This is a genomic window from Streptomyces sp. PsTaAH-137, from assembly GCF_003259365.1.
In the GTDB taxonomy this organism is placed as follows: domain Bacteria; phylum Actinomycetota; class Actinomycetes; order Streptomycetales; family Streptomycetaceae; genus Streptomyces.
The window spans coordinates 21434-46530 of sequence record NZ_QLLY01000010.1; the positions used below are offsets into that span (position 1 = coordinate 21434).

The 25097-nt window shown below is 71.4% G+C and carries 26 protein-coding genes; 9 read left to right on the forward strand and 17 right to left on the reverse strand.

Going from position 1 to position 25097, the window contains the following annotated elements; translation table 11 throughout:
• The first annotated feature begins 39 nt into the window (after positions 1–39).
• Positions 40–1017 (forward strand): isopenicillin N synthase family oxygenase, encoded by a 978-nt coding sequence (locus tag K377_RS22340; protein ID WP_111665249.1) that lies wholly within the window; start codon positions 40–42, stop codon positions 1015–1017.
• Between the two features lie 52 nt (positions 1018–1069).
• On the opposite strand, the gene ccsB is transcribed toward K377_RS22340, so the two are convergent.
• The 7 genes from ccsB to hemL form a co-directional block, all read right to left on the reverse strand.
• Positions 1070–2158, reverse strand: a complete 1089-nt coding sequence (gene ccsB / locus K377_RS22345; RefSeq protein ID WP_111665250.1) for a c-type cytochrome biogenesis protein CcsB — start codon at positions 2156–2158, stop codon at positions 1070–1072.
• Positions 2155–3864: a cytochrome c biogenesis protein ResB gene (locus tag K377_RS22350; RefSeq protein WP_111665251.1), complete on the reverse strand. Its 1710-nt coding sequence runs from the start codon at positions 3862–3864 to the stop codon at positions 2155–2157. The genes ccsB and K377_RS22350 overlap by 4 nt, the downstream gene beginning before the upstream one ends.
• A gap of 3 nt (positions 3865–3867) precedes the next feature.
• On the reverse strand, positions 3868–4641 hold the full coding sequence (locus tag K377_RS22355; protein ID WP_181512620.1) for a cytochrome c biogenesis CcdA family protein: 774 nt from the start codon (positions 4639–4641) through the stop codon (positions 3868–3870).
• A complete protein-coding gene (locus K377_RS22360; RefSeq protein WP_111665252.1) occupies positions 4638–5258 on the reverse strand; it encodes a TlpA disulfide reductase family protein in 621 nt (206 codons plus the stop codon). The genes K377_RS22355 and K377_RS22360 overlap by 4 nt, the downstream gene beginning before the upstream one ends.
• 66 nt (positions 5259–5324) lie before the next feature.
• Positions 5325–6623 carry a hypothetical protein gene (locus K377_RS22365; RefSeq protein WP_111665253.1) on the reverse strand — a complete coding sequence of 433 codons (1299 nt, stop codon included), beginning with the start codon at positions 6621–6623 and terminating at the stop codon, positions 5325–5327.
• 185 nt (positions 6624–6808) lie between these two features.
• Positions 6809–7501: a histidine phosphatase family protein gene (locus tag K377_RS22370; RefSeq protein WP_111665254.1), complete on the reverse strand. Its 693-nt coding sequence runs from the start codon at positions 7499–7501 to the stop codon at positions 6809–6811.
• Complete coding sequence (hemL, locus tag K377_RS22375; protein ID WP_111665255.1) at positions 7498–8823, reverse strand: glutamate-1-semialdehyde 2,1-aminomutase; 1326 nt, start codon at positions 8821–8823, stop codon at positions 7498–7500. The genes K377_RS22370 and hemL overlap by 4 nt, the downstream gene beginning before the upstream one ends.
• 382 nt (positions 8824–9205) lie before the next feature.
• On the opposite strand from hemL, the gene K377_RS22380 reads away from it, so the two are divergent.
• Both K377_RS22380 and K377_RS22385 read left to right on the forward strand, forming a co-directional pair.
• A complete protein-coding gene (locus K377_RS22380) occupies positions 9206–9643 on the forward strand; it encodes a hypothetical protein (protein WP_111665256.1) in 438 nt (145 codons plus the stop codon).
• On the forward strand, positions 9625–10146 hold the full coding sequence (locus K377_RS22385) for a DinB family protein (protein ID WP_375605948.1): 522 nt from the start codon (positions 9625–9627) through the stop codon (positions 10144–10146). The genes K377_RS22380 and K377_RS22385 overlap by 19 nt, the downstream gene beginning before the upstream one ends.
• A 3-nt stretch (positions 10147–10149) precedes the next feature.
• Here the strand turns inward: K377_RS22385 and K377_RS22390 are convergent, their stop codons facing one another.
• Genes K377_RS22390 through K377_RS22400 form a run of 3 tightly spaced genes read right to left on the reverse strand, consistent with a single transcriptional unit; the run spans position 10150 to position 13181 of the window.
• Positions 10150–11016 (reverse strand): LLM class flavin-dependent oxidoreductase, encoded by an 867-nt coding sequence (locus K377_RS22390; protein WP_111665258.1) that lies wholly within the window; start codon positions 11014–11016, stop codon positions 10150–10152.
• A 45-nt stretch (positions 11017–11061) separates the two neighbouring features.
• Positions 11062–12501 carry a HAMP domain-containing sensor histidine kinase gene (locus tag K377_RS22395; protein ID WP_111665516.1) on the reverse strand — a complete coding sequence of 480 codons (1440 nt, stop codon included), beginning with the start codon at positions 12499–12501 and terminating at the stop codon, positions 11062–11064.
• Positions 12498–13181, reverse strand: coding sequence for a response regulator transcription factor (locus tag K377_RS22400; protein ID WP_111665517.1), 684 nt, complete (start codon positions 13179–13181; stop codon positions 12498–12500). Before K377_RS22400 ends, K377_RS22395 begins: the two co-directional genes overlap by 4 nt.
• 197 nt (positions 13182–13378) lie before the next feature.
• On the opposite strand from K377_RS22400, the gene K377_RS22405 reads away from it, so the two are divergent.
• Positions 13379–14689, forward strand: coding sequence for a glycosyltransferase family 4 protein (locus K377_RS22405; protein ID WP_111665259.1), 1311 nt, complete (start codon positions 13379–13381; stop codon positions 14687–14689).
• Positions 14690–15032: 343 nt separating this feature from the next.
• Positions 15033–16364, forward strand: coding sequence for a hypothetical protein (locus K377_RS22410; protein WP_111665518.1), 1332 nt, complete (start codon positions 15033–15035; stop codon positions 16362–16364).
• On the opposite strand, the gene K377_RS22415 is transcribed toward K377_RS22410, so the two are convergent.
• Positions 16347–17003, reverse strand: coding sequence for a CE1759 family FMN reductase (locus K377_RS22415; RefSeq protein ID WP_111665260.1), 657 nt, complete (start codon positions 17001–17003; stop codon positions 16347–16349). The two genes, K377_RS22410 and K377_RS22415, sit on opposite strands and share 18 nt — an antisense overlap.
• Complete coding sequence (locus tag K377_RS22420; RefSeq protein WP_111665261.1) at positions 17000–18097, reverse strand: LLM class flavin-dependent oxidoreductase; 1098 nt, start codon at positions 18095–18097, stop codon at positions 17000–17002. Before K377_RS22420 ends, K377_RS22415 begins: the two co-directional genes overlap by 4 nt.
• 109 nt (positions 18098–18206) lie before the next feature.
• Here K377_RS22420 and K377_RS22425 point away from each other — a divergent pair, with 109 nt between their 5' ends.
• The gene (locus K377_RS22425) at positions 18207–19004 is read left to right on the forward strand and encodes a helix-turn-helix domain-containing protein (RefSeq protein WP_111665262.1); all 798 of its coding nucleotides are present in this window, start codon (positions 18207–18209) and stop codon (positions 19002–19004) included.
• A gap of 309 nt (positions 19005–19313) precedes the next feature.
• Here the strand turns inward: K377_RS22425 and K377_RS41730 are convergent, their stop codons facing one another.
• Genes K377_RS41730 through K377_RS22435 form a run of 3 tightly spaced genes read right to left on the reverse strand, consistent with a single transcriptional unit; the run spans position 19314 to position 20631 of the window.
• Entirely contained in the window at positions 19314–19487 is a 174-nt protein-coding gene (locus K377_RS41730) for a hypothetical protein (protein WP_181512621.1), read from the reverse strand.
• Complete coding sequence (locus K377_RS22430) at positions 19477–20244, reverse strand: SDR family NAD(P)-dependent oxidoreductase (RefSeq protein WP_111665263.1); 768 nt, start codon at positions 20242–20244, stop codon at positions 19477–19479. Before K377_RS22430 ends, K377_RS41730 begins: the two co-directional genes overlap by 11 nt.
• Before the next feature lie 51 nt (positions 20245–20295).
• On the reverse strand, positions 20296–20631 hold the full coding sequence (locus K377_RS22435) for a YnfA family protein (RefSeq protein WP_111665519.1): 336 nt from the start codon (positions 20629–20631) through the stop codon (positions 20296–20298).
• Positions 20632–20716: 85 nt separating this feature from the next.
• Between K377_RS22435 and K377_RS22440 the strand changes: the two genes are divergently transcribed.
• Complete coding sequence (locus K377_RS22440) at positions 20717–21169, forward strand: hypothetical protein (RefSeq protein WP_111665264.1); 453 nt, start codon at positions 20717–20719, stop codon at positions 21167–21169.
• 53 nt (positions 21170–21222) lie between these two features.
• Here the strand turns inward: K377_RS22440 and K377_RS22445 are convergent, their stop codons facing one another.
• Positions 21223–21630 carry a helix-turn-helix domain-containing protein gene (locus K377_RS22445; RefSeq protein WP_111665265.1) on the reverse strand — a complete coding sequence of 136 codons (408 nt, stop codon included), beginning with the start codon at positions 21628–21630 and terminating at the stop codon, positions 21223–21225.
• 144 nt (positions 21631–21774) lie between these two features.
• Between K377_RS22445 and K377_RS22450 the strand changes: the two genes are divergently transcribed.
• The gene (locus tag K377_RS22450) at positions 21775–22665 is read left to right on the forward strand and encodes an NADP-dependent oxidoreductase (protein ID WP_111665266.1); all 891 of its coding nucleotides are present in this window, start codon (positions 21775–21777) and stop codon (positions 22663–22665) included.
• Positions 22666–22737: 72 nt separating this feature from the next.
• Here K377_RS22450 and K377_RS22455 read toward each other — a convergent pair whose 3' ends face one another.
• Positions 22738–23931 carry an RtcB family protein gene (locus tag K377_RS22455; protein WP_111665267.1) on the reverse strand — a complete coding sequence of 398 codons (1194 nt, stop codon included), beginning with the start codon at positions 23929–23931 and terminating at the stop codon, positions 22738–22740.
• A 191-nt stretch (positions 23932–24122) separates the two neighbouring features.
• Between K377_RS22455 and K377_RS22460 the strand changes: the two genes are divergently transcribed.
• Positions 24123–24983: a DUF3558 domain-containing protein gene (locus K377_RS22460; protein WP_111665268.1), complete on the forward strand. Its 861-nt coding sequence runs from the start codon at positions 24123–24125 to the stop codon at positions 24981–24983.
• Positions 24984–25097: the final 114 nt, after the last annotated feature.

A 25097-nucleotide genomic window follows, 5' to 3' on the forward strand; every position in this document is an offset into this window, starting at 1 on the left:
CACGTTGCCCCGGTGTTTCCGTGGCCCGAGAGTGGACGCATGACCTCACCGCAGGGCGCTCCCCGCATCCCGACCATCGATCTCCAGCCGTGGCTGTCCGGCGATCCGGCGGCCCGCGCCGCGATCGCCCGCACCGTCGACGAGGCCCTGCGCACCGCCGGCTTCCTGCTGGTCACCGGCCACGGCGTCGCCCCGGGCCTGCGCACCCGGATCCGGGACGCGGCCCGCGCCTTCTTCCGGCTGCCGACGGACGCGAAGGAGCCGTACGCGGTGAAGGTCGGCGGGCGCGGCTGGCTCGGTCCCGGCGCCGAGGCGAACGGCTACTCGGAGGGCACCGAGACCCCGCCCGACCTGAAGGAGTCGCTCTCCTTCGCCACGGACACGGCGTTCGACGACCCGGCGGTCGCCGCCGAGTGGTCCGGCGCGAACGTCTTCCCGGCCGAGTCGCCCGAGCTGCGCGCGCTGGTGGAGACGTATCTGGACCAGATGCGGACGCTCTCCGATCAGCTCCTGGACCTGCTGGCGGTGGCGCTCGACGAGCCCGCGGACTTCTTCACCCGGCACACGGCACAGCCCACCTGGGGCTTCAACATCAACTGGTATCCGGGCACGGAGGTCGTCGGCCGGCCGGAGCCGGGCCAGTTCCGGATCGGCCCGCACACCGACTTCGGGACGGTCACCGTCCTGGACCGGCAGGCGGGGAAGGGCGGCCTCCAGGTCTTCACCGATGAGGGCGGCTGGGAGGACGCGCCGTTCGACCCGGCGGCGTTCACCATCAACATCGGTGATCTGATGGCCCGCTGGACCGGCGACCGCTGGCGCTCGGGCCGCCACCGCGTGCTGCCGCCGCCCGCGGACGCGCCCGCCGAGGAGCTGATGTCGCTCGTCTACTTCTACGAGTGCGATCCGGCGACGACGGTGGCACCGCTGCCCGCGCCGAAGGGCACGGTGGCGTACGAGCCGGTGGACTCGCACGTGTATCTGCGGGGGAAGCTGGACGCGATCACGGTGGGCTGACGGAACGCGTGAGGGCCGGTTCCCGAAGGAACCGGCCCTCTGTCGCAGGTGCTCAGACTCCGGCGTAGGAGTGCTTGCCGGAGACGAAGATGTTCACGCCGTAGTAGTTGAACAGCCAGCAGGCGAACGCGATCAGCGCCAGGTAGGCGGCCTTGCGGCCCTTCCATCCGGCCGTCGCGCGGGCGTGCAGGTAGCAGGCGTAGGCGACCCAGGTGATGAACGACCAGGTCTCCTTCGGGTCCCACTCCCAGTAGCGGCCCCAGGCGTCGCCCGCCCAGATCGCGCCCGCGATGATCGTGAACGTCCACAGCGGGAACACGGCCGCGTTGACCCGGTACGAGAACTTGTCGAGGGACGCCGACGCGGGCAGCCGCTCCAAGACCGAGGTGGCGAACCGACCCGGAGTGCCGCCCTTGACCAGCTTGTTCTCGTACGAGTCCTTGAAGAGGTAGAGCAGCGTGCCGACCGCGCCGACGTAGAAGACGGCGCCGCAGAAGATCGCCGTCGACACGTGGATGTACAGCCAGTACGAGTGCAGCGCCGGGACCAGCTGGTCGCTCGCCGTGTACAGGACGGTGACCGCGAGACCGAGGTCGAGCAGGACCGTGATGACGAGCGGCAGGCCGAGCCAGCGGACGTTCTTCTTCATCGCCAGCAGGGCGAGGTACACGCCGACGGCGACGGTGGAGAAGGTGATGCTGAACTCGTACATGTTGCCCCACGGGGCGCGCTGCACGGACAGCGCGCGGGTGAGGACACCGCAGAACTCGATGAGGAAGCCGAGCGCGGTGAGCGACACCGCGATCCGGCCGTAGAGGTCGCCCTGCTCGTCGCCGCCGGAGGCGCCGGGGCCGTCGGGCACGTCGCCGCGCGAGCCGGACGCGGCGCGGGTGACGACCTGCGGGCGCTCCAGGACGGCGGTGGAACCGTTCTTCTTGACCTGCACGGCCGGGGCGGCGGCCGTCTTCGCCGGCTTCTGGGCGGTCAGCGCGGCGGCGGCGCGGCCCGTCTTGCTGCGGCTGCCGAAGATCCACTCGGCCATGTTCGCGAAGAAGGCCAGCAGATAGACGGCCATCGACGAGTAGATGAGAACGTTGCTGACTTGCGCCAGGTTCTCGTTGGTGGCGGCGGCGAGATTCACTTCTCAGCCCCTTCGGCGGCGGGAACAGCGGTGGTTTCGGAGTCTTCGGAATCTGCGGAGGGTTCGGGTGCGCTCGGCGCCCTGGCGTGCACCTTGTCGACGAGTGCGCCCAGCTCCTCGGGGAGCTTCGCGGACTCGCTGCGGCCCAGGCCCGCCATCTCGACGACCGTGACGCCGTCGTCGCCGGTGGTGGCCCGCACCCAGACGCGGCGGCGCTGGATGAACAGGGAACCGACCAGTCCGGCGATGGCACCGATGGCGCCGATCAGCGCCCAGTCGGTGCCGGGCTGCTTGGCGACCTCGAAGGTCGCCCACTCCTTGACGCCCTTCTCGAACGTGACCGAGCCGGCGCCGTTCGGCAGCTTCATGGACTCGCCGGGCAGCAGCCGCTTCTTCAGCAGCGCGCCCTTGGAGTCCTTGAACTGCTTCATGTTGGTCGTGTCCAGCTGGTACACGTTCTGCGGGATGCCGGAGTCGACGCCCAGGCTGCCGTGGTACGCGGAGAGCGCCAGGACGGGGAAGTCGAGCGCCGGGAACTGGGAGAACATGTCGCCCTTCCCTGAGCCCGCGAAGGTCGGCACGAAGAAGGCGTTGAAGCCGAGCTGCTCCTTCTTCCCCTGCCCGTTCTTGTAGCCGTCCATCACCTTGACCGCGCCGGTCGACGTCTGGTTGGAGTCGATCGGCAGCAGCGGTACCGCCTGCTTCGAGACGACCTTGCCCTTGCCGTCGCGGACGGTGACCACGGGCGCGTAGCCGTGGCCGGAGAGGAAGACCTTGGTGCCGTTGATCTTCAGCGGCTCGTTGACCTTGATGGTCGCGTTCTTCTCCTTGCCGTCGGCACCCTCGCTGTAGACGACGTCGGCCTTGTACGTGCGCGCGGTGCCCTTGTTGGGACCGCTGCGCTCGTACGTGCCCGTGAAGTCCTTGAGCGTGAAGCTGAAGGGTTCGAGGCCGGTGTCCTTGTCGAAGAGGTTGCCGGAGGAGAAGTCGTCGTACTGGGTGAGGGTGTTGGCGAAGCCGTCGCCCTCCAGGATCAGCTTCGTGCCGTCGGACTTGAAGAGCTGTCCGGTGGCGAAGCCGACCAGCATCACGATCAGCGAGATGTGGAAGACCAGGTTGCCGGCCTCGCGCAGATAGCCCTTCTCGGCGGCGACGGCGGAGCCCGCGACGTGCGAGCGGTAGCGCCGCTTCCTCAGCAGCGTGAGCGCGGCCTCGCGGACCTCGTCCGCACCGGTCTCGGTGCGCCAGGTCGCGTATGCGGGCATCCGGTCGAGGCGCTTGGGGGCACCCGGCGGGCGGCCGCGCAGCTGGCCGACGAACTGCCAGGTGCGCGGGATGATGCAGCCGATCAGCGAGACGAACAGCAGGATGTAGATCGCGGAGAACCACACCGAGCTGTAGACGTGGAAGAGGCCGAGCTTGTCGTAGACCGGCCCGAGGTGCTCGTGGGCCTTCTTGAACGCGTCGACCTTCATCTGGTCGGTGCCGGACTGCGGGATCAGTGAGCCGGGGATCGCCGCGAGCGAGAGCAGGAACAGCAGGATCAGCGCGACCCGCATGGAGGTCAGCTGCCGCCAGAACCAGCGGGCCCAGCCGATGACACCGAACTTGGCGGAGCCGGGGGTGCGGTCCTCCTGCGGGGCCGTGCTGAGCTGGGCCACGGCCTCCTGCTCAGAGGCCTCTTCGGGGGTGTTTGTCTTGCTCATCGATCAGATTCCCACCGTGAAGCCGTTGGACCAGGTCTGCATCTGCTGTACGAGGCTGTCCCACGCCCCACTGAGCAGCAGAACGCCGGTCAGGATCATCATGACGCCGCCGATGCGCATCACCCAGGCGTAGTGCCGCTTCACCCAGCCGAAGGCGCCGAGCGCCTTGCGGAAGGCGATCGCGGCGAGCACGAAGGGGACGCCGAGTCCGGCGCAGTACGCGACCATCAGCAGGGCGCCGCGGCCCGCGCTCCCCTGGTCCATCGCCAGGGTGCTCACGGAGGCCAGCGTCGGGCCGATGCACGGGGTCCAGCCGATGCCGAACAGTGCGCCCAGTATCGGCGCCCCGACCAGACCGGTCACCGGGCGCTTGTGGATGCGGAACTCACGCTGCGTCATCCAGGGCATCAGCCCCATGAAGAAGATCCCCATGACGATCATGAGGACTCCGAGGATCTTGGTCAGGACGCCCTGGTACTCCTGGAGCGTCTGGCCGAAGAAGCCGAAGAGCGCGCCGCCGGACACGAAGACGGCGGTGAACCCGAGGACGAAGAGACCGGCGCCCGCCGCCATCCGCCCGCGTCGGGCCTCGGCGAGGTCGGTGCCGCTGACACCGGTCACGTAGGACAGGTAACCGGGGACGAGGGGCAGGACGCACGGGGAGAAGAAGGAGACGAGCCCGCCGAGCAGTGCGATCGGCAGGGCCACCACCAGGGCACCGTTCTCGACGGTGCCACCGATGCCGCCGGCGGCGAGTGTGAGGGACACCTCGGTCACTTCTCCGCGATCACGGGGTCGATCATCTTGTCGAGGTTCTTCTCGCTGAGCGCCCGCAGGGAGCGCGCCGCGATGTTGCCCTCACGATCGATGACCAGCGTGGACGGGATGGACTGCGGGTTGAGGGTGCCCTTCTTGAACTGGAGCAGCAGCTTGCCCGAGGGGTCGTAGTAGCTCGGGTACGTGATGCCGTAGTCCTTCTCGAAGGACTTGGCCGGGCCGCTGTCGGGGTCCCGGGTGTTGATGCCGAGGAACTGGACGTCCTGGTCCTTGGTCCGCTCGGCGGCCTTCGCGAAGTACCTGGCCTCGGCGCGGCAGGGCGGGCACCAGGAGCCCCAGACGTTGATGACGACGACCTTGCCCTTGTAGGCGGACAGGGTCAGCTTGTCGCCGTTGAGGTCCTTGCCGGTGAGGTCGGGGGCCGGGGACCGCTCGCCCTTCTCGACGGTGGCGATGCCGCCCGTGCCCGTCACGAAGTTGGTGTTGTCCCCGCCGCCGGAGACGCCGCCATTGCCGCACGCCGTCAGGACCAGGGCCGCCACGGCGGCTCCTACGGTCAGCTTGGCGGCGCGGCGCGTGGTCGCGGCGATGCGGGGGGCGCGGCAGGCGGCACTCATGTGAAAAGTTTCGCATGTCCGTTCAAGGGATCTTTCGCACCCCCCTCATGACGGGAAAAGCCCACTTCAGGAGTGGTTTGTGCCGCTCTTTTCGTGGTGCTTCCCCGTGACCGTCCCGGGCTTCTCCAGGAACGTCCGCCAGCCCTGCGCCGGCCGCTGCCCGACGTCGAGCGTGCGCAGTTTGTCCAGCACCTCGGGGTCCTGGACGTCCAGCCAGTCGACGAACTGCCGGAAGGAGACGAGGCGCACGTCACTGTCCTTCTCGGCGGTGGCCGCGATGTGCTTGAACGCTTCTTCAACGGCGTCCATGTAGATGCCGCCGTTCCACTCCTCGAAGTGGTTGCCGATGAAGAACGGTGCCCGGTTCGTCCGGTACGCGCGGTCGAACCCGGCGATGTACGCGGCCGTCGACTGCTTGCGCCAGCCCGGGTAGTTGTACGAGGGCGCGCGGGTGGAGTTGTGGGACTGGTTCGCCAGCATGTTGTAGTCCATCGACAGCACCTCGAAGGAGCGGCCGGGGAACGGGACGGCCTGGAGCGGCAGGTCCCAGACGCCCATCCGCTTCTCGGGCCAGCGCTGGCGGCCGCCGGGCGAGGACGCGTCGTAGCGCCAGCCGAGCTCGCGGGCGGTGGGCAGCAGGTTGTCCTGGCCGAGCAGGCACGGCGTGCGGCCGCCGGCCAGCTCCTTGTCGTAGTCGAACGGCAGGGGCGGCAGGTCCGTCCAGCCCGAGTTCGTCCGCCAGTTCTGGACGAACGACTTGGCCTGGTCGATCTCGCTGCGCCACTGCTCCGGCGTCCAGTTGGCGACGGTACCGCTGCCCACGCAGAAGTGGCCGTTGAAGTGCGTGCCGATCTCGTGGCCTTCGAGCCAGGCCTGCCGGGTGTACTTCAGCGTCGCCTTGATGTGCTCGTCGGTGAGGTAGCCGATGTCGGAGGCGCCGACCGCGTTGTTCGGCGGGTGGTACAGGCGCTTCTTCGACTCCGGCAGCAGATAGAGCCCGGAGAGGAAGAAGGTCATGTGGGCGCCGTGGTCCTCGGCGAGCTTGAGGAAGCGCGGGAACAGGCCGTTGCCCACCTCGCCCGCGCCGTCCCAGGAGAAGATCACGAACTGCGGCGGCTTCTGGCCGGGTTCGAGCTTCTCGGGTGCGCGCGGCTGCCTGGGCTGCTTGCCGGTGTACGCGGTCGAGCCGTCGCCGATGGGCTTCACCGACGGCTGCTTGGGCGCTCCGGGGTGACCCGGCTTGTGCGACTCACCCCGCACCGTCGACGGCGCGTCGCCCGACCCCGAGCCGCAGCCGGCCAGCGCGGCCGCGGCGGCCGCGCCCGCTCCCATGCCGATGAGTCCCCTGCGGCTGACGTCGCGCATACCGTCCCCTTGCTCTTCGCACTCAGCCACCCATTCACAGGGCGGCACCCCCTTAGAGGGCGTGCGGGACACGCGGGTTCCTGGAATTACGACGCTTTTGGGGTGTTTTGGTGTGGCAGACGGCCGAAGCAGAGGGGAAACACAGAAGGGCCGCCGCGGCCGGCGGCCCTTCGCGCGTTCACAGGTCAGGCGCCGAACGCCTTGTCCTTGCCCTTCACCGGCTTGGCCCCGGCCCGCAGGTGGGCGGGGACGAGGTCGATGGCCGGCTCGCTGTAGCCCACCGAGACGATCTTGTCGCCACGGTAGGTGAAGGTCGTCAGCGAGGCGAGGGTGCACTGCCGCTTGCGCGGGTCGTGCCACAGCCGCCGCTTCTCGACGAAGGAGCGCACGATCCAGATGGGCAGCTGGTGGCTGACGCACACCGCCTCGTGGCCGCGCGCCGCGTCCTTGGCCGCGTCGAGCGCGCCCATCATGCGGACGACCTGCTCGACGTAGGGCTCGCCCCACGACGGCTTGAACGGGTTGACGAGGTGCTTCCAGTTGTCCGGATTCTTCAGCGCGCCGTCGCCGACGCCGAAGGTCTTGCCCTGGAACACGTTGCCCGCCTCGATGAGACGGTCGTCACTGTCGAGGCCGAGGCCGTGCGCCTTGGCGATCGGCGTCGCCGTCTCCTGCGCCCGCTCCAGCGGGGAGGCGACGACATGCGTGATGTCGCGCGCCGAGAGGTGCTCGGCGACCCGGTCGGCCATCTGCCGCCCCAGCTCGGAGAGGTGGTAGTCGGGCAGCCGCCCGTACAGGATCCCCTCCGGGTTGTGCACCTCGCCGTGGCGCATCAGGTGGACGACGGTGATGTCGCTGTCGCTCTTGGGGGTGCTCATGCGGTGGCCTCCGCGGCCGCGCGGGCGGCAGCCGGGAGCGCGGCGGCGATGCGCTCGACCGCCCGCTCGTCGTGGGTGGTCGAGACGAACCAGGACTCGAACGCGGACGGCGGCAGATACACGCCCTGCTCCAGCATCGAGTGGAAGAACGGGGTGAAGCGGAAGGACTCCTGGCCCTTCGCGTCGTCGTAGTTCCGGACCTCGCCGTCGGTGAAGAACACGGAGAACATGTTCGACGCGTTCTGCACCCGGTGGGCGACGCCCTCCTTGGTGAGCGCGTCCGAGACGAGCGTACGGAGCTGCTCGCTCACCGCGTCGACCTTGGCGTACGCGGCGTCGTCGAGCAGCCGGAGCTGGGCGAGACCGGCGGCGGTCGCGATCGGGTTACCGGACAGGGTGCCCGCCTGGTAGACCGGGCCCGCCGGGGCGAGGTGGGCCATCACGTCGGCGCGGCCGCCGAACGCCGCGGCGGGGAAGCCGCCGCCCATGACCTTGCCGAACGTCATCAGGTCCGGGACGACCCCGTCGACGCCGAACCAGCCGGCCTTCGAGGTGCGGAAGCCCGTCATGACCTCGTCGGAGATGTACAGCGCGCCGTTCTCCCGGCACGCCTCCTTCAGCCCGGCGTTGAAGCCGTCGCGCGGCGGCACGACGCCCATGTTGCCGGGCGAGGCCTCGGTGATCACGCAGGCGATCTCGCCGGGGTGCGCGGCGAACGCGGCCCGCACCGCCTCGATGTCGTTGTACGGCAGGACGATCGTGTCGCCGGCCTGGGCGCCGGTGACGCCGGGGGTGTCCGGGAGGCCGAAGGTGGCGACGCCGGAACCGGCGGCGGCGAGCAGCGCGTCGACGTGCCCGTGGTAGCAGCCGGCGAACTTGATCACCTTGGCGCGGCCGGTGAAGCCGCGGGCCAGCCGGATCGCCGACATGGTCGCCTCGGTGCCGGAGGACACCAGACGCACCTGCTCGACGGGCTCGATCCGCGCGACGATCTCCTCGGCGAGCGCGACCTCGCCCTCACCGGGCGTGCCGAAGGAGGTGCCGCGGGCGACGGCCTCCTGCACGGCCGCGATGACCTCGGGGTGTGAATGGCCGAGGATCATCGGCCCCCACGAGCACACGAGGTCGACGTACTCGCGACCGTCGGCGTCCGTCAGATACGGACCGGTACCGGACACCATGAAACGGGGCGTACCGCCCACGGCTCGGAACGCGCGCACCGGAGAGTTCACGCCACCGGGGGTGACGACGGACGCACGGTCGAAGAGCCCCTGCGAAACGGGTGCCTCATAGGGATAGGGGGTGTTGTTCGCCTCTGCCATGCCTCTCAGCGTACGGCCCGTGTCCTCGGTCCCCTCCGCGCGGACCCGTCGCGGCCTAGACTCGCACTGTCAGAACTCTGCACGGCATCTGTACGGGTGGTGGGGGCCGCGCTCGCGCAGTTGTTCCGTCGGCACGTTTCGGCGGATGACCGTGGGGGAGGTCACTGACACGATGATCGGGTTGCGCGTCGGCGGTCGCGCGGCCTAGAAAAGGGCCCTGGCGCCCTGAGAACAGCAGTCGGGTGGAGATATGCATCGCGGTGGCGGCGGACTGGGCGAGGGGACCGACGACCTGGGCCCCCGGCGTGCCCGGCGGGGAAAGCACCGACGCGACGACCGCGGGGAGCCATTGGTGGGGAGCGGAAGCGGGAATGGTGGCCGGGTGGGGGTGACGTACAAATACTTCGGCGCGCCCGACGGCGCCACGGCGGCCCGTGTCCCGATCTCCATGCGTCCCGAGGAGCTCGGCGGTGACGAGCTCGGCATGGGCGGCATGTTCACCAAGATCAAGCCGGAGACGATGGCCGCGATGGTCCTCACCGGCATCGAGGGCATACCCCTGCACAAGGTCCCGCCGCTGGAGCTGGTCGTGCTCCATCCCGACTACGCGGTGGTGAAGCTGCCGATGACGGTCGTCGACCCGCTGCGCGGGGTGGGCGAGGAGGCCGTCGGCGCGGCGGCGTTCATCTGGTCCACGGTCCCCGACCGGGGCGGCCCGCGCGACGCGTTCAATGTGTACCAACTGCTCCACGAATGGCAGGACTTCAGCCACCGTCTGCACGACGCCGGGCATCAGGCGTACTGCCTGGTGTGGCCGTGACCGCGCCGGGCACGGAGACGGAGACTCTGCTCGCCGTCCTGGCCGGGCAGCGCCGCCACGTGCTCGGCATCCTCGAAGGGCTCGACGACGAGGCCCTCCGCAAGCCCGTACTGCCCTCCGGCTGGTCCTGCCTCGGCCTGCTCCGGCACCTGACCCTGGACGTCGAGCGGTTCTGGTTCCGGGCCGTGTTCCTCGGCGAGCCGGACGTCATCGCCTCCATCGACGGTCTCGGTGACTCCTGGCAGGTGCCCGCGGACGCGACGGCCGCCGACGTGCTCGACGCCTACCGCGCGGCGACCCGGCGTGCGGACGCCGTCATCACCGCCGCCGCCCCGGACGACCCGCCCGCCTGGTGGCCCGCCCATCTGTTCGACTCGGACTACCGGCTGCACACCCTGCGCGAACTGCTGCTGCACGTGATCACCGAGACGGCGTGCCACGCCGGCCATCTCGACGCGGCCCGCGAACTCCTCGACGGACGCCGCTGGCTGGTCCTCACCTGAGGGTCACCGTCGCGGCGGCCCCGCCTCGATGCGGCGCAGCACGGCCTCGTACGAGTCGATGAAGCCGCCGTCCTGGAGCTGGCGTTCGTCCCACCAGGTGGCGCCCGCGTCGGCGAGCGGGCCGATGATGTCGAGGGCCTTGGCCCGGTCGCCGGGGGTGAGGCCGCCGACGACGATCTCGAAGTCCTCGCCCGGGGCGTCCCGGTGCTCCCGGACGTACGCGACGACCTCGGCCAGCCGGTCCGGGTGCGGCGGTACGCCGTGCAGGGCGTCGGTGAAGAGCGGGGCGGCGCCGTCCCAGCGGGCCGCGCGGCGCATCGGGCGGCGGTTCGGCCAGAAGCCGCCGATCCAGACGGGCGGCCGGGGCCGCTGGACGGTCGCGGGCAGCAACTGGGTGTCGTGGACGCGGTAGTGGGCGCCGGTGTGGTCGACGGTCTCGCCCGACCAGTAGCGGGTGAGCACGTCGAGTCCCTCGTCGAGGCGTTCGGCGTGCACGGCGCGGTCGACGGTGTCGCCGAAGCTGCCGTACTCGTCCTCGGCGGGCCCGCCGAGCCCCGCCCCGAAGACCACGCGGCCGCCGCTGAGCGCGTCCAGGGTGGCGACCTGCCGGGCCAGCTGCTCGGGCCGGTAGCGGGGCACGGGCGTGAGCAGGGTGCCGAGCCGGATCCGGGAGGTGGCGAGGGCGGCGGCGGTGAGCAGCATCCACGGGTCGCCGAACGGCTTGCCGCGCTGCACCTGCTTGTCGTGGACCACGTGGTCCCAGATCAACAGACCGTCCCAGCCCGCCTGTTCGGCCGCGGCGGCGGTCCTCGCGACGGTACGGGCGTCGGCGAAGTCGCCGAAGTTGGGGATGTTCACGGAGAAGCGCATGAAAGTCATGGTGACCGGCGCGCGGCACGGCCGCCACGGGGTTGTTCAGCGCTGCCCGTCCCCGCTCCCGACTCCTTTGACCACGAACCCGATCACCGCTCCCCCGCCGTCTCGCCGCGCGGCGAACGGCACACCGCCGTGGGCCGCCGCGACCTCCCGCACGATCGACAGACCGAGGCCCGAACCGGGCAGGCTGCGGGCGGCCGGAGCGCGGTAGAAGCGGTCGAAGACGCGGTCCGCGTCGGCGTCGGCGATGCCGGGACCGCGGTCGAGGACCTCCACGCGCACCCCGCTGCCGACGCCCGACAGCCGGGTGACGACGATCTCGATGGGGGCGGTGCCACCGGTGTCGAACTTGGCGGCGTTCTCCACCAGGTTGGACAGGGCCCGCTGCAACTGGGCGGGGCGGCCGGTGATCGTGGTGTCGAGGTCCGGCGGGCCGTCCACGTGGACGGTGATCATGCGGCCGGTGCGGCGCCGGGCCAGCTTCGCGACGTCCTCCGCGGTCTCGGCGAGCGCCACCTCGGTGACCGGTTCGTCGTCCTCCTTGCCGGCCGCCAGCTCCACCAGCTCGTTGACCAGGTCGGTGAGTTCGCGGGACTCCTGGCCCAGGTCGGCGACGAGTTCGCGGCGGGCGTCGGGCGGCAGTTCGCCGATGCGGTGCAGCAGCGAGATGTTCGTACGCAGCGAGGTCAGCGGCGTGCGCAGCTCGTGGCCCGCGTCCTGCACCAGGCGCCGCTGGTCCTCCACCGACCGGGCGAGCCGGCCCAGCATCCGGTCGAAGGAGCGGCCCAGACTGCCCACCTCGTCGCCGCCGGTGACCGGGACCGCGACGTCCAGCCTGCCGGTCGACGCCACGTCCTCGGCGGTCTGCGCGAGCCGGATCAGCCGCGAGGTGACCCGGCGCGCCAGCCACCAGCCGAACAGGCCCGCCGCGACGACGACCGCGGCCGCGTACAGCAGGGTGCGCCGCTGGAGCTCGGCGAGCAGGTCCTCGGTATCGCTGAACTCCTGCGCGACCTGCACCGCGCCGCGCCCGCCGCCGAGGGACACGGTCGCGAGGCGGTACGCGTCGCCGTCGATCTCCACGTCCTCGTCCTCGGAGAGCAGGCCCGCCTCGCGCGCCTCGGCGACCCGCCGGTCGTCGGCCTCGACGGGCAGCGGCGGGTTGCCCCGGTCGGTGACGGTGCCGCCCGGACCGAGGACCTGGATGTCGGTGCCGACCGGCCGCGTCAGATCGTCGCGCGGACCGTCGTGGTCCGCGTCGCCGGAGCTGAAGTCGTCCGCGGTGAGCGCCTCCTGGCGCACCTGCTGGCGCAGGCCGTGGACGACCTGGTCGAAGACGGCCTCCTGGTCGACACGGACCAGGCGGGCCGCCGAGTCGTAGGAGAGGAACCCGACGAGCGCCGTCACCCCGGCCGCGACCGCCGCGAAGGACAGGGCCAGTTTCGTGCGCAGGCTCCGCGAGGCGGGACTCACCCTCAGCCCTCCCTCAGCACGTAGCCCACGCCCCTGACCGTGTGGATCAGCGGCACCCCGTCCGGCTCGTCCACCTTGCGCCTCAGATAGCCGACGTAGACCGCGAGGTTCTTCGAGCCCGGCCCGAAGTCGTAGCCCCAGATCCGGTCGTAGATCGTGGCGTGGTCCAGGACGATGCCACTGTTGCGGACCAGCAGTTCCAGGAGGTCGAACTCGGTCCTGGTGAGTTCCAGCTCGCGGGCACCGCGCCACGCGCGCCGGGCGGCCGGGTCGATGCGCAGATCGGCGGCGGTCACCTGCCGGCCGTCGTCGCAGGGTTCCTCGGGCACCGGGGCGGCGCGGCGCAGCAGGGCGCGCAGCCGGGCGAAGACCTCCTCGACGTCGAAGGGCTTCACCACGTAGTCGTCGGCGCCCGCGTCGAGGCCCGCGATCCGGTCCGGGGTCTCGACCAGCGCCGTCAGCATCAGGATCGGGGTGCGGTCGCCCTCGGCGCGCAGCACCCGGCAGACCTGGAGGCCGTCGATGCCCGGCATCATCACGTCCAGGACGAGGACGTCGGGCCGGGAGCGGTGGGCCGCGGCGAGCGCCTCGACACCGTCGGCGACGGCCGTGACCACATAGCCCTCCAGCGCCAGGGCGCGTTCCAGGGCGTTGCGGATCGGTCGGTCGTCCTCGGCGAGCAGCACGGTCGGAGCGGGGGCCGGGGGGAGCGGAGAGGTCTGCGACACCCCGCCAGTGTGCCCCCGGGCCGGGTGCGCATCGCCTGATCAGCCGTCCGCCAAAGGGCTTCTTACTTGCCTCTCACCCCCACCGGACGGGCGGCTTACCTGATCCGGCCAGGCTCCTCCCGGACATTGGGGACAAGCCGGGGAAGGCAGTACGCATGAAGATCGTGTTCCTGCTGCACAACGTGTACGCCATCGGCGGCACGGTGCGCACGACGCTCAACCTCGCCGCCGCGCTCGTCGAGCACGGCGGCCACGAGGTGGAGATCGTCTCGATGTCCCGGCACCGGGAGACGCCGCGCTTCCCGGTGGACCCGCGGATCGGGCTCGTCCCGCTCGTGGACGGCCGGGCGGACAGCGCCGACAGCGCGCTGCCCGCGTTCCGCGAACCGGCCCGGGATTTCCCGGCCGCCGAGAAGCGCCACAAGCAGTACACGCTCCTGCACGACCAGCGGGTACGCGCCTACCTGGAGCAGCACTGCGACGCCGATGTCGTCATCGGCACCCGCCCCGGCATCAACGTCTATCTCGCGAAGTGGGGCCCGAAGCGGGCGCTGCGGGTCGCGCAGGAGCACCTGCGGCACGACGCGCACACCAAGAAGCTGCGCGCGGTGCTGGCCCGCCACTACCGGCGGCTGGACGCGGTCGTGACGGTGACCGAGGAGGACGCGGCGGTCTACCGGTCGCGGATGGCGCTGCCGGGGGTGCGGGTGCTGGCCGTGCCGAACATCGTGCCGCCCGCCCCGGTCCCGCCGTCCGACGGCACCTCGAAGATCATCGCGGCGGCCGGGCGGCTCGCCCCGGGCAAGCGCTACGACCTGCTCCTGGAGGCGTTCACCGCGGTGGCGGCGAAGGAGCCCGGCTGGGAGCTGCGGATCTACGGCGGCGGCGCGCAGGAGGAACGGCTGCGGACCCTGGTGGCCGGGCTCGGACTGACCGGGCGGGCCCGGCTGATGGGCGCCGTGTCGCCGATCGAGCCGGAGTTCGCCAAGGCGTCGATCGTGGTGAGCGCCTCCGACGCCGAGTCGTTCGGGATGACGCTGGTGGAGGCGATGCGCTGCGGGGTCCCGGTGGTGAGCACGGACGCGCCGCTCGGGCCCGGCGAGATCATCACGGACGGGCACGACGGGCGCCTGGTGCCGGTCGGGGACGCGCGGGCGCTCGCCGAGGCGATGGTCGAACTGATCGAGGACGACACGCTCCGCAGGGCGATGGGCACGGCCGCGCTGGAGTCCGCGCACCGCTACGACCCGGAGCCGATCGTCGCCCGTTATGGCTTGCTTTTCACCCAACTCAGGGCGACGAAACGACGTCGTGCAGGGCAACGGCTGCGCGGCCGGGCCGTCAACTGGGCGCGCAGAAAAGCCCGTTCGGTACGCGGGACGCACTCCCGCGGACAAGAGGGGACACGCCATGAAGGCCGAGGTCACCGGGCCGGGGGCACTGCCGCACGGCCCCGGACACCGTAGGGGAACGATGCCCACGCCTGCGACGCACCACTCCAGCGCACCGCCCACCCAGACGCCCGTCCCGGCGGGGCCCTCGGCCCCCGGTCCCCGGTGGCGACGGGCCCCCGAGGGGCGGAGGACGGGCCGACAAAGTCGGTGGCGGTCCGTCCTCCGCCCCCCACTCGCGGCCGGAACCCTCGCCCTCGCCGCCGCGGGACCCGTGTCGGCGGCGGCCCCGGCTCCGCCGCGCACCAGGCCCGGGGCACGCCGTTCCCGTGACCGGCGTACCCCGGGCCCCGACGTCTGGCTCACGGCCGTCGCCGCACTCTACGCAGTCGCCCAACTCACCCTTGTCGTCCCACAGTTGGGCCACGGCCTCGGATGGGACGAGTCCGTCTACGTCTCCCAGTACGACCCGCGCAATCCGGCCGTGTTCTTCAGCGCGCCGCGCTCGCGCGGGACCAGCCTGCTGACCGCGCCGTTCGTCGCGGCCGGCGCCGGACCGCTCGCCCTGCGCGCCGTGCTCGCCGTGCTGTCCGCCGCCGCGCTCTACGCGGCGTTCCGCGTCTGGCGCCCGCTGGTCGGCGCCCGCACCACCGCCTTCGCCGCCCTGCTCTTCGGCAGCCTGTGGATCAGCGTGCTGTCCGGGGCGATGGCCATGCCCAACCTGTGGGTGGCGTTCGGCGCGGTCGGCGCCGTGGGCTGGTTCCTGCGCGGCGGCACCTGGCAGCCGGCGCTGTGCGTCGCCGCGGTGGCCCTGTTCCGGGCGCCGGACGCGGTGTGGCTGGTGCTGCCGCTCGCCGCGTACGCCCTCGTCGTACGAGGACACAGGCGCGCCCTGCCGTGGCTGGCCGCGGGGCTGGCGGCCGGACTCGCCCAGTGGGTCGTCGAGGCGTATCTGCGCTGGGGCGGCGTGCTGGAGCGGCTGCACGTGTCCAGCGCCACCGAGGGCGACATGGGCCTGCACCCGAACTTCGGCACGGCCTGGCGCGCGGTGAACGGCCCGCTGCTGTGCCGCCCCTGCACGGCGGGCGCCCCGGACCAGCCCGGACTCGCCCTGTGGTGGCTGGTCCTGCCGCTGCTCGCGGTGGCCGCGGTGCTGGTGGCCCGGCGCGAGCGGCGGCTCGCGCCGACCGTCCTCCCGGTGGCCTGCGCGGCGTCCCTGAGCGCGTCGTACCTGCTGCTCATCGGCTACTCCGCGCCGCGCTTCCTGCTCCCGTCGTACGCGCTGCTCGCGCTGCCCGTCGCGGTGCTGCTGCGGCGCCTGAAGCGCCGCAGGACACTGGCGGTCGCCGCAGTCGTCCTCGTCGCGGCGCAGATCGTCACCCAGTTCGTCGTGCTGCAACGGGTCGTGGCCGCCACCGCGACGACCGACGCCCGCTACGTCGCCGCCGCCAACGGCCTGCGCACCCTGGGCCTCACCCCGCCCTGCCTGGTCACCGGCCCGCGCGCGCTGCCCATCGGCTACGCGGCGGGCTGCGCCTCCGCCCAGATCAAGGGCAACAACACCTCCACGACCCGCGCGCAGCTGCTGCGCCGGGCGGCCGAGGTCCCCACGGCGCTGCTCACACCGCGGGGCACCCTGCCGCCCGACTACGCCCGGCACTGGACCCCGTACGTCCTGCCCGGCACCCACGGCTGGACCGCGTGGAAGGCACCGGAGCCGGCCGCGCTGCGGCTAGTCAGCCGGCCGTAGCGCCGCGAGCCGCTGCTCGAAGGGAGTCACCTGGAACCCGTCGGCCGGGTCCACGGACGTGATCGCGCCGGTCAGCGAACGGGGCGCGATCGCGGCCGCGGTGTCGACGTCGGGTCCGGCGTCGGCGACCGTCGGGCCCATGAAGCGGGCCAGCTCGCCGCCCGCACGGGTGATCCGGGCGGCGAGACCCTCCTCGCCCCAGTCCTCCGACGCCGCGTACACGGCGGTCGGCAGGACGAGGGCGCGCAGGTACGTGAAGAGCGGACGCAGCGCGTGCTCGGTCACCAGCGAGTGCCGGGCGGTGCCGCCGGTCGCGGCGACGAGCACGGGCTTGCCGGTCAGCGCGTCCTTGTCGATGACGTCGAAGAACGACTTGAACAGTCCGCTGTACGAGGCCGCGAACACCGGCGTCACGGCGATCAGGCCGTCGGCGGCCGCCACCGCGTCGAGCGCGGCGGCGAGCCTGGCCTGCGGGAAGCCGGTGACGAAGTGCTGGGCGATCTCGGTGGCGAGGTCGCGCAGCTCGATGACCTCCACCTCCGCGTCGACCCGGTGCAGGGTCGCCGCGGTGAGCCGGTCGGCGAGCAGCCGGGTGGACGAGGGAGAACTCAGTCCCGCCGATACGACGACGAGCTTCACTTCGCGCTCCCTTCAGGCGCGTCGGCCTTGGCGGCGACGCGGGCCGCGTGGGTGGGCGCGTCCGGCACGTTCGCCGGGCGCTGGTTGGCGAACTCCTTGCGCAGCACCGGCACGACCTCCTCGCCGAGCAGGTCGAGCTGCTCCAGGACCGTCTTCAGCGGCAGGCCCGCGTGGTCCATCAGGAACAGCTGGCGCTGGTAGTCGCCCACGACGTCCCGGAACGACAGCGTCCGGTCGATGACCTCCTGCGGCGAGCCGACGGTCAGCGGCGTCTCCCGGGTGAAGTCCTCCAGGGACGGGCCGTGGCCGTAGACCGGCGCGTTGTCGAAGTACGGGCGGAACTCGCGCACCGCGTCCTGCGAGTTCTTCCGCATGAAGACCTGGCCGCCGAGGCCGACGATGGCCTGCTCCGGGGTGCCGTGCCCGTAGTGGGCGTAGCGCTGGCGGTACAGGTTCACCATCTGCTGGGTGTGGCTGGCGGGCCAGAAGATGTTGTTGTGGAAGAAGCCGTCGCCGTAGTACGCGGCCTGCTCGGCGATCTCCGGGGAGCGGATGGAGCCGTGCCAGACGAACGGCGCGACGCCGTCGAGCGGGCGGGGCGTGGACGTGAACGACTGGAGCGGCGTGCGGAACTTGCCCTTCCAGGTCACGACGTCCTCGTCCCACAGGCGGCGCAGCAGGGCGTAGTTCTCGATGGCGAGGTCGATGCCGTCGCGGATGTCCTTGCCGAACCACGGGTAGACCGGCCCGGTGTTGCCGCGGCCCATCATCACGTCGACCCGGCCGTCCGCGACGTGCTGGAGCATCGCGAAGTCCTCGGCGATCTTCACCGGATCGTTGGTGGTGATCAGGGTGGTGGAGGTGGAGAGCACCAGCTTCTCGGTGCGGGCCGCGATGTAGCCGAGCATCGTCGTCGGGGAGGACGGGACGAACGGCGGGTTGTGGTGCTCGCCGGTCGCGAAGACGTCGAGGCCGACCTCCTCCGCCTTGAGCGCGATGGCCAGCATCGCCTTGATCCGCTCGTGCTCGGTCGGGGCACGCCCGGTCGTCGGGTCGACCGTGACGTCGCCGACGGTGAAGATCCCGAACTGCATGGCTGCTCACCTTCCAGGTTGTTGACGCTTCAACTATACCCCTGGAACAGTGCCCCCGCCGCACTTATTTCCCCCGGCCGCTGTCGGTGCCCCGCCGTACGATCCGGGCATGGAGCGTGACACCCGCGGGATCGTCGACCCGGACGCGCTGCTGACCCGCGTCCGCTTCCGCCGCCACGAGCCCGCGCCCGCCCTGCGCCCGTACGTGCAGAACTACTGGTTCATCGACTGGGACCTGGACGCCCCCTACGCCTCGCACGTCCTCGCCCACCCCTCGGTGAACCTGACGTTCCAGTGGGACGAGGCGGACGGCCCGCCGTACGGGGAGCTGACCGGCGTCTGGGCGCCCGGCCTCTACACCCGCAAGATCGGCGGGCGCGGGCGGGTGTGCGGGGTGAAGTTCCGGCCCGGCATGTTCCGGCCCTTCGCGCCGGACGAGCCGGTCTCCGCGTGGACCGGCCGGGTGCTGCCGTACGCGGATGTGTTCCCGGCGACCGACCCGGCCGCCGTCGTCGGCCCCGCCGAGGACCGCGACCGGGCCGCCGCCCTCGACGCCTACCTGCTGCCCCTCGCCCCGGCCGCCCCCGACCCGCGGGCCGAGCTCGCGTGCGGCCTCGTCGCCCGGATCCGCGCCGAGCGCGCCGTGCACCGGGTCGCCGGTCTGGCCCGCGAGGAGGGGCTTTCGGTGCGCTCGCTCCAGCGGCTGTTCGCCGGGTACGTGGGGGTCAGCCCGAAGTGGTGCGTGCTGCGCTACCGGATCCACGAGGCCGTGGAGGCCGCCGCCCACCACGACGCCGTCGACTGGGCCGCCCTCGCCGCCGACCTGGGCTACGCGGACCAGGCCCACCTGGTCCGCGACTTCACGGCAACCCTGGGCGTGTCTCCGACGGCTTACCCGTCCAACTAGGCCGCGGCCCGGAGGCCTCCTCCCGCGCAGTTCCCCGCGCCCCTGGGTCGTTCGTCGTCTGCGGCTCCGGTGGGGCTTCTCGCGCAGTTCCCCGCGCCCCTGAGATGCGCACTTCGTGCGCCATCTCATCAACGACAGAGGCGCGGCGGAGCCGCAGCCTCTGAAGGGGAGGCTGCGCGAAGCGCATGCCTCAGGGGCGCGGGGAACTGCGCGAGAAGCGGCCACCGGGCCGCGCCCGAAAGACGTCCCAGGGGCGCGGGGAACTGCGCGACCAGCCCCCACCGGAGCCGCAGACGATCTACGGGCCTACTACCCCGCGTGCCTGATCGCGTAGATCATCACGAAGGCCACGATGTGGATGCCGAAGAGGAAGTAGCCCAGGTACCACCACATGTACCGCTCGCCCTTCTTCTCCTCGGCGAGCCGGCGCTGATCGAACTCACGCTGGAGGACATCCAGCGGATCCGGCGCCTCAGAGCTCACGGTGCACCTTGCTGTTGGACGCCTGGGCGCGCGGGCGGACCACGAGCAGGTCGATGTTCACGTGCGGCGGACGGGTCACGGCCCAGCTGATCGTGTCGGCGACATCGTCCGCGGTCAGCGGCTCGGCCACCCCCGCGTACACCTTCGCCGCCTTCTCCTCGTCACCCCCGAACCGCGTCAGCGCGAACTCGTCCGTCTTCACCATGCCGGGCGCCACCTCGATGACCCGCACCGGAGTACCGACGATCTCCAGCCGCAGCGTCTCCGCCAGCACGTGCTCGGCGTGCTTCGCGGCCACATAACCGCCGCCGCCCTCGTACGTACCGTGCCCGGCGGTCGAGGAGAGGACGACGACCGTGCCGTCACCGGACGCGGTGAGCGCGGGCAGCAGGGCCTGCGTCACGTTCAGCGTGCCGATCACGTTCGTCTCGTACATCTGGCGCCACTGCTCCGGGTCACCCGAGGCCACCGGATCGGCACCCAGCGCACCGCCCGCGTTGTTCACCAGCACGCCGACCGTCTTGAAGGCCGTCGCGAACTCGTCCACCGCCGCCCGGTCGGTGATGTCCAGGGCGTACGCGGCGGCCTGGTGCCCGGCGCCGTTGATCTCCTCGGCCAGCGCCTCGATCCGGTCCTTGCGGCGGGCCGTGAGCACCACCCGGTACCCGGCCGCCGCCAGCTGCCGGGCCGTCGCGGCACCGATGCCGCTGCTCGCGCCCGTGACGACGGCGATACGGGATGCGGGGGCGGGGGCCATGACTGCTCCTGAAGGCTCGACGGACGGCTGGTGCCAGCGTACGACGCAGGCTCACTCCCCCCGCGGGGCGTACATGATCACGGCCATCCCCACCAGGCAGATCAGCACCCCGGCCACGTCCCAGCGGGTCGGCCGGTACCCGTCGGCGACCATGCCCCACGCGATCGACCCCGCCACGAACACCCCGCCGTACGCGGCCAGGATCCGCCCGAACTCCCCGTCCGGCTGGAGCGTCGCCACAAACCCGTACAGCCCCAGCGCGATCACCCCGGCGCCGATCCACGCCCACCCGCGATGCTCACGCACCCCCTGCCACACCAGCCAGGCGCCACCGATCTCGAACAGCGCGGCGAGGACGAACAGGAACACGGAACGAGCGACGGTCATGCGCCACAGGGTGTCACGCACGTGTCACCGCGCCCCGCACGTGGGATAAATCGGCCCACCGTCCCCGCGCAACCGGAGGTCAGCCGTGCACCCGGCCCTCGCTCTCGCCCCCGCCCTCGTCCTCCTCCTGCCACCGGGCGGCACCGCCCCGGCCGAGGCCGACCTCGCCCACCACGGCAGCGTCACCATGGCCGGCGACCGGGTCACCGTCGCCCTCACCCCCGAGAACCACGGCCCCACCGACGTCCCCGACACCACCCTCAGGATCGCCTGGTCCGCCCCGCTCACCGATGCCCAGCCCGGCCTCCCCGCCGCCTGCCTGCGCACCGGCCCGCGCACCGTCGACTGCCGCACCGGCGCCCTGCCCGCGGCGGCCCTCGGCACCCCGCTCACCGTCGACGTCCGCCTCGCCACCCGCCCCACCGAGGTGACCGTGCGTCTCGACACCGTGTGGACGGGCGGCCCGGCCGACCACAACCCCGACAACAACCGCCACGAGGTGCTGGTCCTGGACACGGGCGACACGTACTACTTCTGAAGACTTCTGAAGGCTTCAGCAGACCCCTCAAGGACTCTGACGCCTGATGCCCCCTACTGGGGCTGGGCGTCGTAACTCTCCCGCGCCACGGCCACCTCGTCCATGTGCGTCTCCGCCCAGTCCTTCACCGCGACGAGCAGACCGCCCAGGCTCCGGCCCAGCGCGGTCAGTTCGTAGTCGACCCGCACCGGCACCGACGGCGTCACCGTCCGCGCCACGATCCCGTCCCGCTCCAGGGAACGCAGCGTCTGCGTGAGCATCTTCTGGCTGACACCCGCGATCCTCCGGCCGAGATCCGAGTACCGCATCGGCCCGTCCTGCCCAGCGAGCGCGGCCACGACCAGGCTCACCCACTTGTCGCTCAGCCGCGCGAGCAGCTGATTGGTCGGGCACTCCCGCAGGAACGCGTCGTACGCGAACCGCGCCTGCTCGCGGCGCTGCGCCGCCGTCGTCGTCGCCATGACCGACCCCCCGTACTCCCCAGCGTGTTACGCACCTTCAGGTACGTACTTACTGAAAGAGAGTAGCACTCCATAAAGTCATCACTGCGGAAAGGAAAGCGCACAGCATCCGCACCAACCGACTTGAAGAACACGGGAGTTGTCATGCGAGCAGCAGTCGTCACGACGTTCGGCGGCCCGGAAGCGGTCGAGATCGTGGAGGTCGAGCGCCCCGCACCGGGCGCGGGCCAGATCCGGATCAAGGTCGCCGCGGCCGCCCTCAACCCGGTCGACGCGGGCGTGCGTTCCGGGATCTTCGGCGGCGCCGGGCAGCGGTTCGGCCTCGGCTGGGACGTCGCAGGAACCGTCGACGCGGTGGGCGACGCGACCGAGTGGCAGGTGGGCGACGAGGTCATCGCCCTGCACCACGGCCGGTTCAAGCAGCTCGGCACGCACGCCGAGTACGTGGTCGTCGACACCGGCGCGGTCGCGAAGGCCCCCGCCTCCCTGGACCCGGTCCACGCGGCGGCCCTCCCCCTCAACGCCCTCATGGCCGCTCAGACCCTCGACCGACTCGCCCTGGAGCCGGGCCAGTCGCTCCTGGTCACCGGCGCGGCCGGCGCGGTCGGCGGCTACGCGATCCAGCTCGCCGCCCACCGCGGCATCCAGGTCACGGCGTACGCGTCGGAGGCCGACGAGGCCCTGACCCGCTCCTTCGGCGCGACGTCCTTCGTGGCCCGGGGCACGACCCCCGCCCCCGTGGACGCGGTCCTCGACGCGGCGTTCATCGGCGCCGACGCCCTCGCCTGGGTCCGGGACGACGGCGCGTACGTGGGCGTCATCCCCGGCGCGGCCCCGTCCCCGGAACGCGGAATCCGCACGTCATCGGTCGAGGTGACGGCGAACGGCTCCCAACTCACCACCCTGGCCCGCCTCACCGACGAGGGCGTCCTGACCGCCCGGGTAGCCGAGACCTTCCCCCTGACGGACACGACAAAGGCCCACACCCGCCTCGCGGAGGGCGGGGTGCGGGGGCGGCTGGTGCTGGTGCCCTGATGCGGCGGCGCGGGTACGGCACGGGGCCGGTCCGAGTGGACCGGCCCCGACACGCCCCCCGTACCGGACCGTTCAGCCCTTGACGCAGATGACCTGCTTCAGCTTCGCGACGACCTCCACCAGATCCCGCTGCTGCTCGATGACCTGCTCGATCGGCTTGTACGCGCCGGGGATCTCGTCCACGACGCCGGAGTCCTTACGGCACTCCACGCCCCGCGTCTGCTCTTCCAGGTCGCGCGTCGAGAAGCGCTTCTTCGCGGCGTTCCGGCTCATCTTCCGACCCGCGCCGTGCGACGCGGAGTTGAAGGAGGCCGCGTTGCCGAGGCCCTTCACGATGTACGAACCCGTGCCCATGGAGCCCGGGATGATGCCGTACTCGCCGGAGCCCGCGCGGATCGCGCCCTTACGGGTGACGAGCAGGTCCATGCCGTCGTACCGCTCCTCGCTCACGTAGTTGTGGTGAGCGCTGATCTCCGGCTCGAAGACCGGCTTGGCCTTCTTGAACTCCTTGCGGATCACGTCCTTGAAGAGCGCCATCATGATGGAGCGGTTGTACTTGGCGTACTCCTGCGCCCAGAACAGGTCGTTGCGGTACGCCGCCATTTGCGGGGTCTCCGAGATGAAGACGGCCAGGTCGCGGTCGACCAGGTTCTGGTTGTGCGGGAGGCTCTGGGCCACGCCGATGTGATGGTCCGCCAGTTCCTTGCCGATGTTGCGGGAACCGGAGTGCAGCATGAGCCACACCGAATCGGACATATCAACACAAAGCTCCACAAAATGGTTCCCCGACCCGAGCGTCCCCATCTGCTTCACGGCCCGCCCCTCGCGGAACTTCACCGAGTCGGCGACCCCCTCGAACCGCCCCCAGAAGTCGTCCCACCCCGCCGTGGCGAACCCGTGCATCCGGCCCGGGTCGACCGGGTCGTCGTGCATGCCGCGGCCCACCGGGATCGCCTGCTCGATCTTCGAGCGGAGGCGGGACAGGTCGCCGGGGAGGTCGTTCGCGGTCAGGGACGTCTTCACCGCGCTCATCCCGCAGCCGATGTCGACCCCGACCGCCGCCGGGCAGACCGCACCCTGCATCGCGATGACGGAACCGACCGTCGCGCCCTTGCCGTAGTGCACGTCGGGCATGACGGCGAGGCCCTTGATCCAGGGCAGGGTCGCCACGTTGCGGAGCTGCTGCATCGCGGCGTCCTCGACCGTGGCCGGGTCGGCCCACATGCGGATCGGGACCTTCGCTCCAGGTACCTCTACGAATGACATGAAATCCCCCGTTGTACTCGACAGTTGGCCCTACGTGAAAAGAAGTAGGGAAACGCAAATACCGGAGCCAAGGTCAACAAATCGGATGCCGGACCGGCGTCCACGGCGATGCGTGCGATAGACATGGCACCACCGGCCGCCCTGTCGCGGCAATCGAATAACCCGGCGTCAGCCCAGTAAGGAGCCCCAGGGTGCAGCGGAAGTCGTACGCGTACGTGCCGGGTGTCGCCGTCCTTCTGACGGCGCTGCTGGCCGGATGCAGCGGAAGCACCGCCGACGACGGCGCCACCGACGACTCCAAGCCGGGCGACCCCAGCGTGTCCGCCACCGCCGCGAAGCCGGGCAAGTACCGCACTCTGCCGGAGCCGTGCGGCCAGCCCGAGCAGAGCATGCTGGACACGATGCTGCCGGGGATCGCGAAGATCGCGGACGAGGACCAGCGGGACAGGGCGTACGAGGGCGTGGCGACGACCACGTTCGACACCGGGCGCCGGGTCGGGTGCCGCTGGAAGGACGACTCGGCCGCGGGCGGCGCGCACCGGCTGACGCTGGATTTCGAGCGGGTGGTGTCGTACGACTCCGCGGTGAGCGACGACTCGTCGGCGGAGCAGGTCTTCGCCGACGAGGCCGAGAAGGCGGATCTCGCGGATCCGGGCACGGTGACGGACACGGCGGAGCCCGGCGGCGCGGAGTCCTCGTCGTCGCCGTCCTCCTCGACCTCGAAGGCAGCCAAGACCGGCAAGTCCGGCAAATCCTCTGAATCGCCGGAATCGCCCGGCTCCGGCTCGCCGTCGGACTCCACGTCACCCGCCGATCTGCGGCCGCGCCTGCTCGACGGCCTCGGTGACCAGGCGTTCCTGAACGACGAGCAGGCCGGGCCGACGGCCTCGCCGACCCGGACCGTGACTGTGGTGTTCCGCACGTCGAACGTCGTGGTGACCGTCGCGTACGAGGCACAGCCGGCGGCCTCCGGCGATGCGCCGGACAGCAAGGAAATGCAGGACAGGACGCAGGAACTGGCACAAAAGCTGGTCGGAAAGTTCGGCGAGTAGGGCCGCCCGGGCGGCCGGGGCCGGTCCCGGGAAGGCGAGGCGTGCGGGTCGGACAGCGCGTACGGTGGCCCATCGGGCCCGGGTTCGTGAAGACCGGTTGAAGGTTGACCGGTG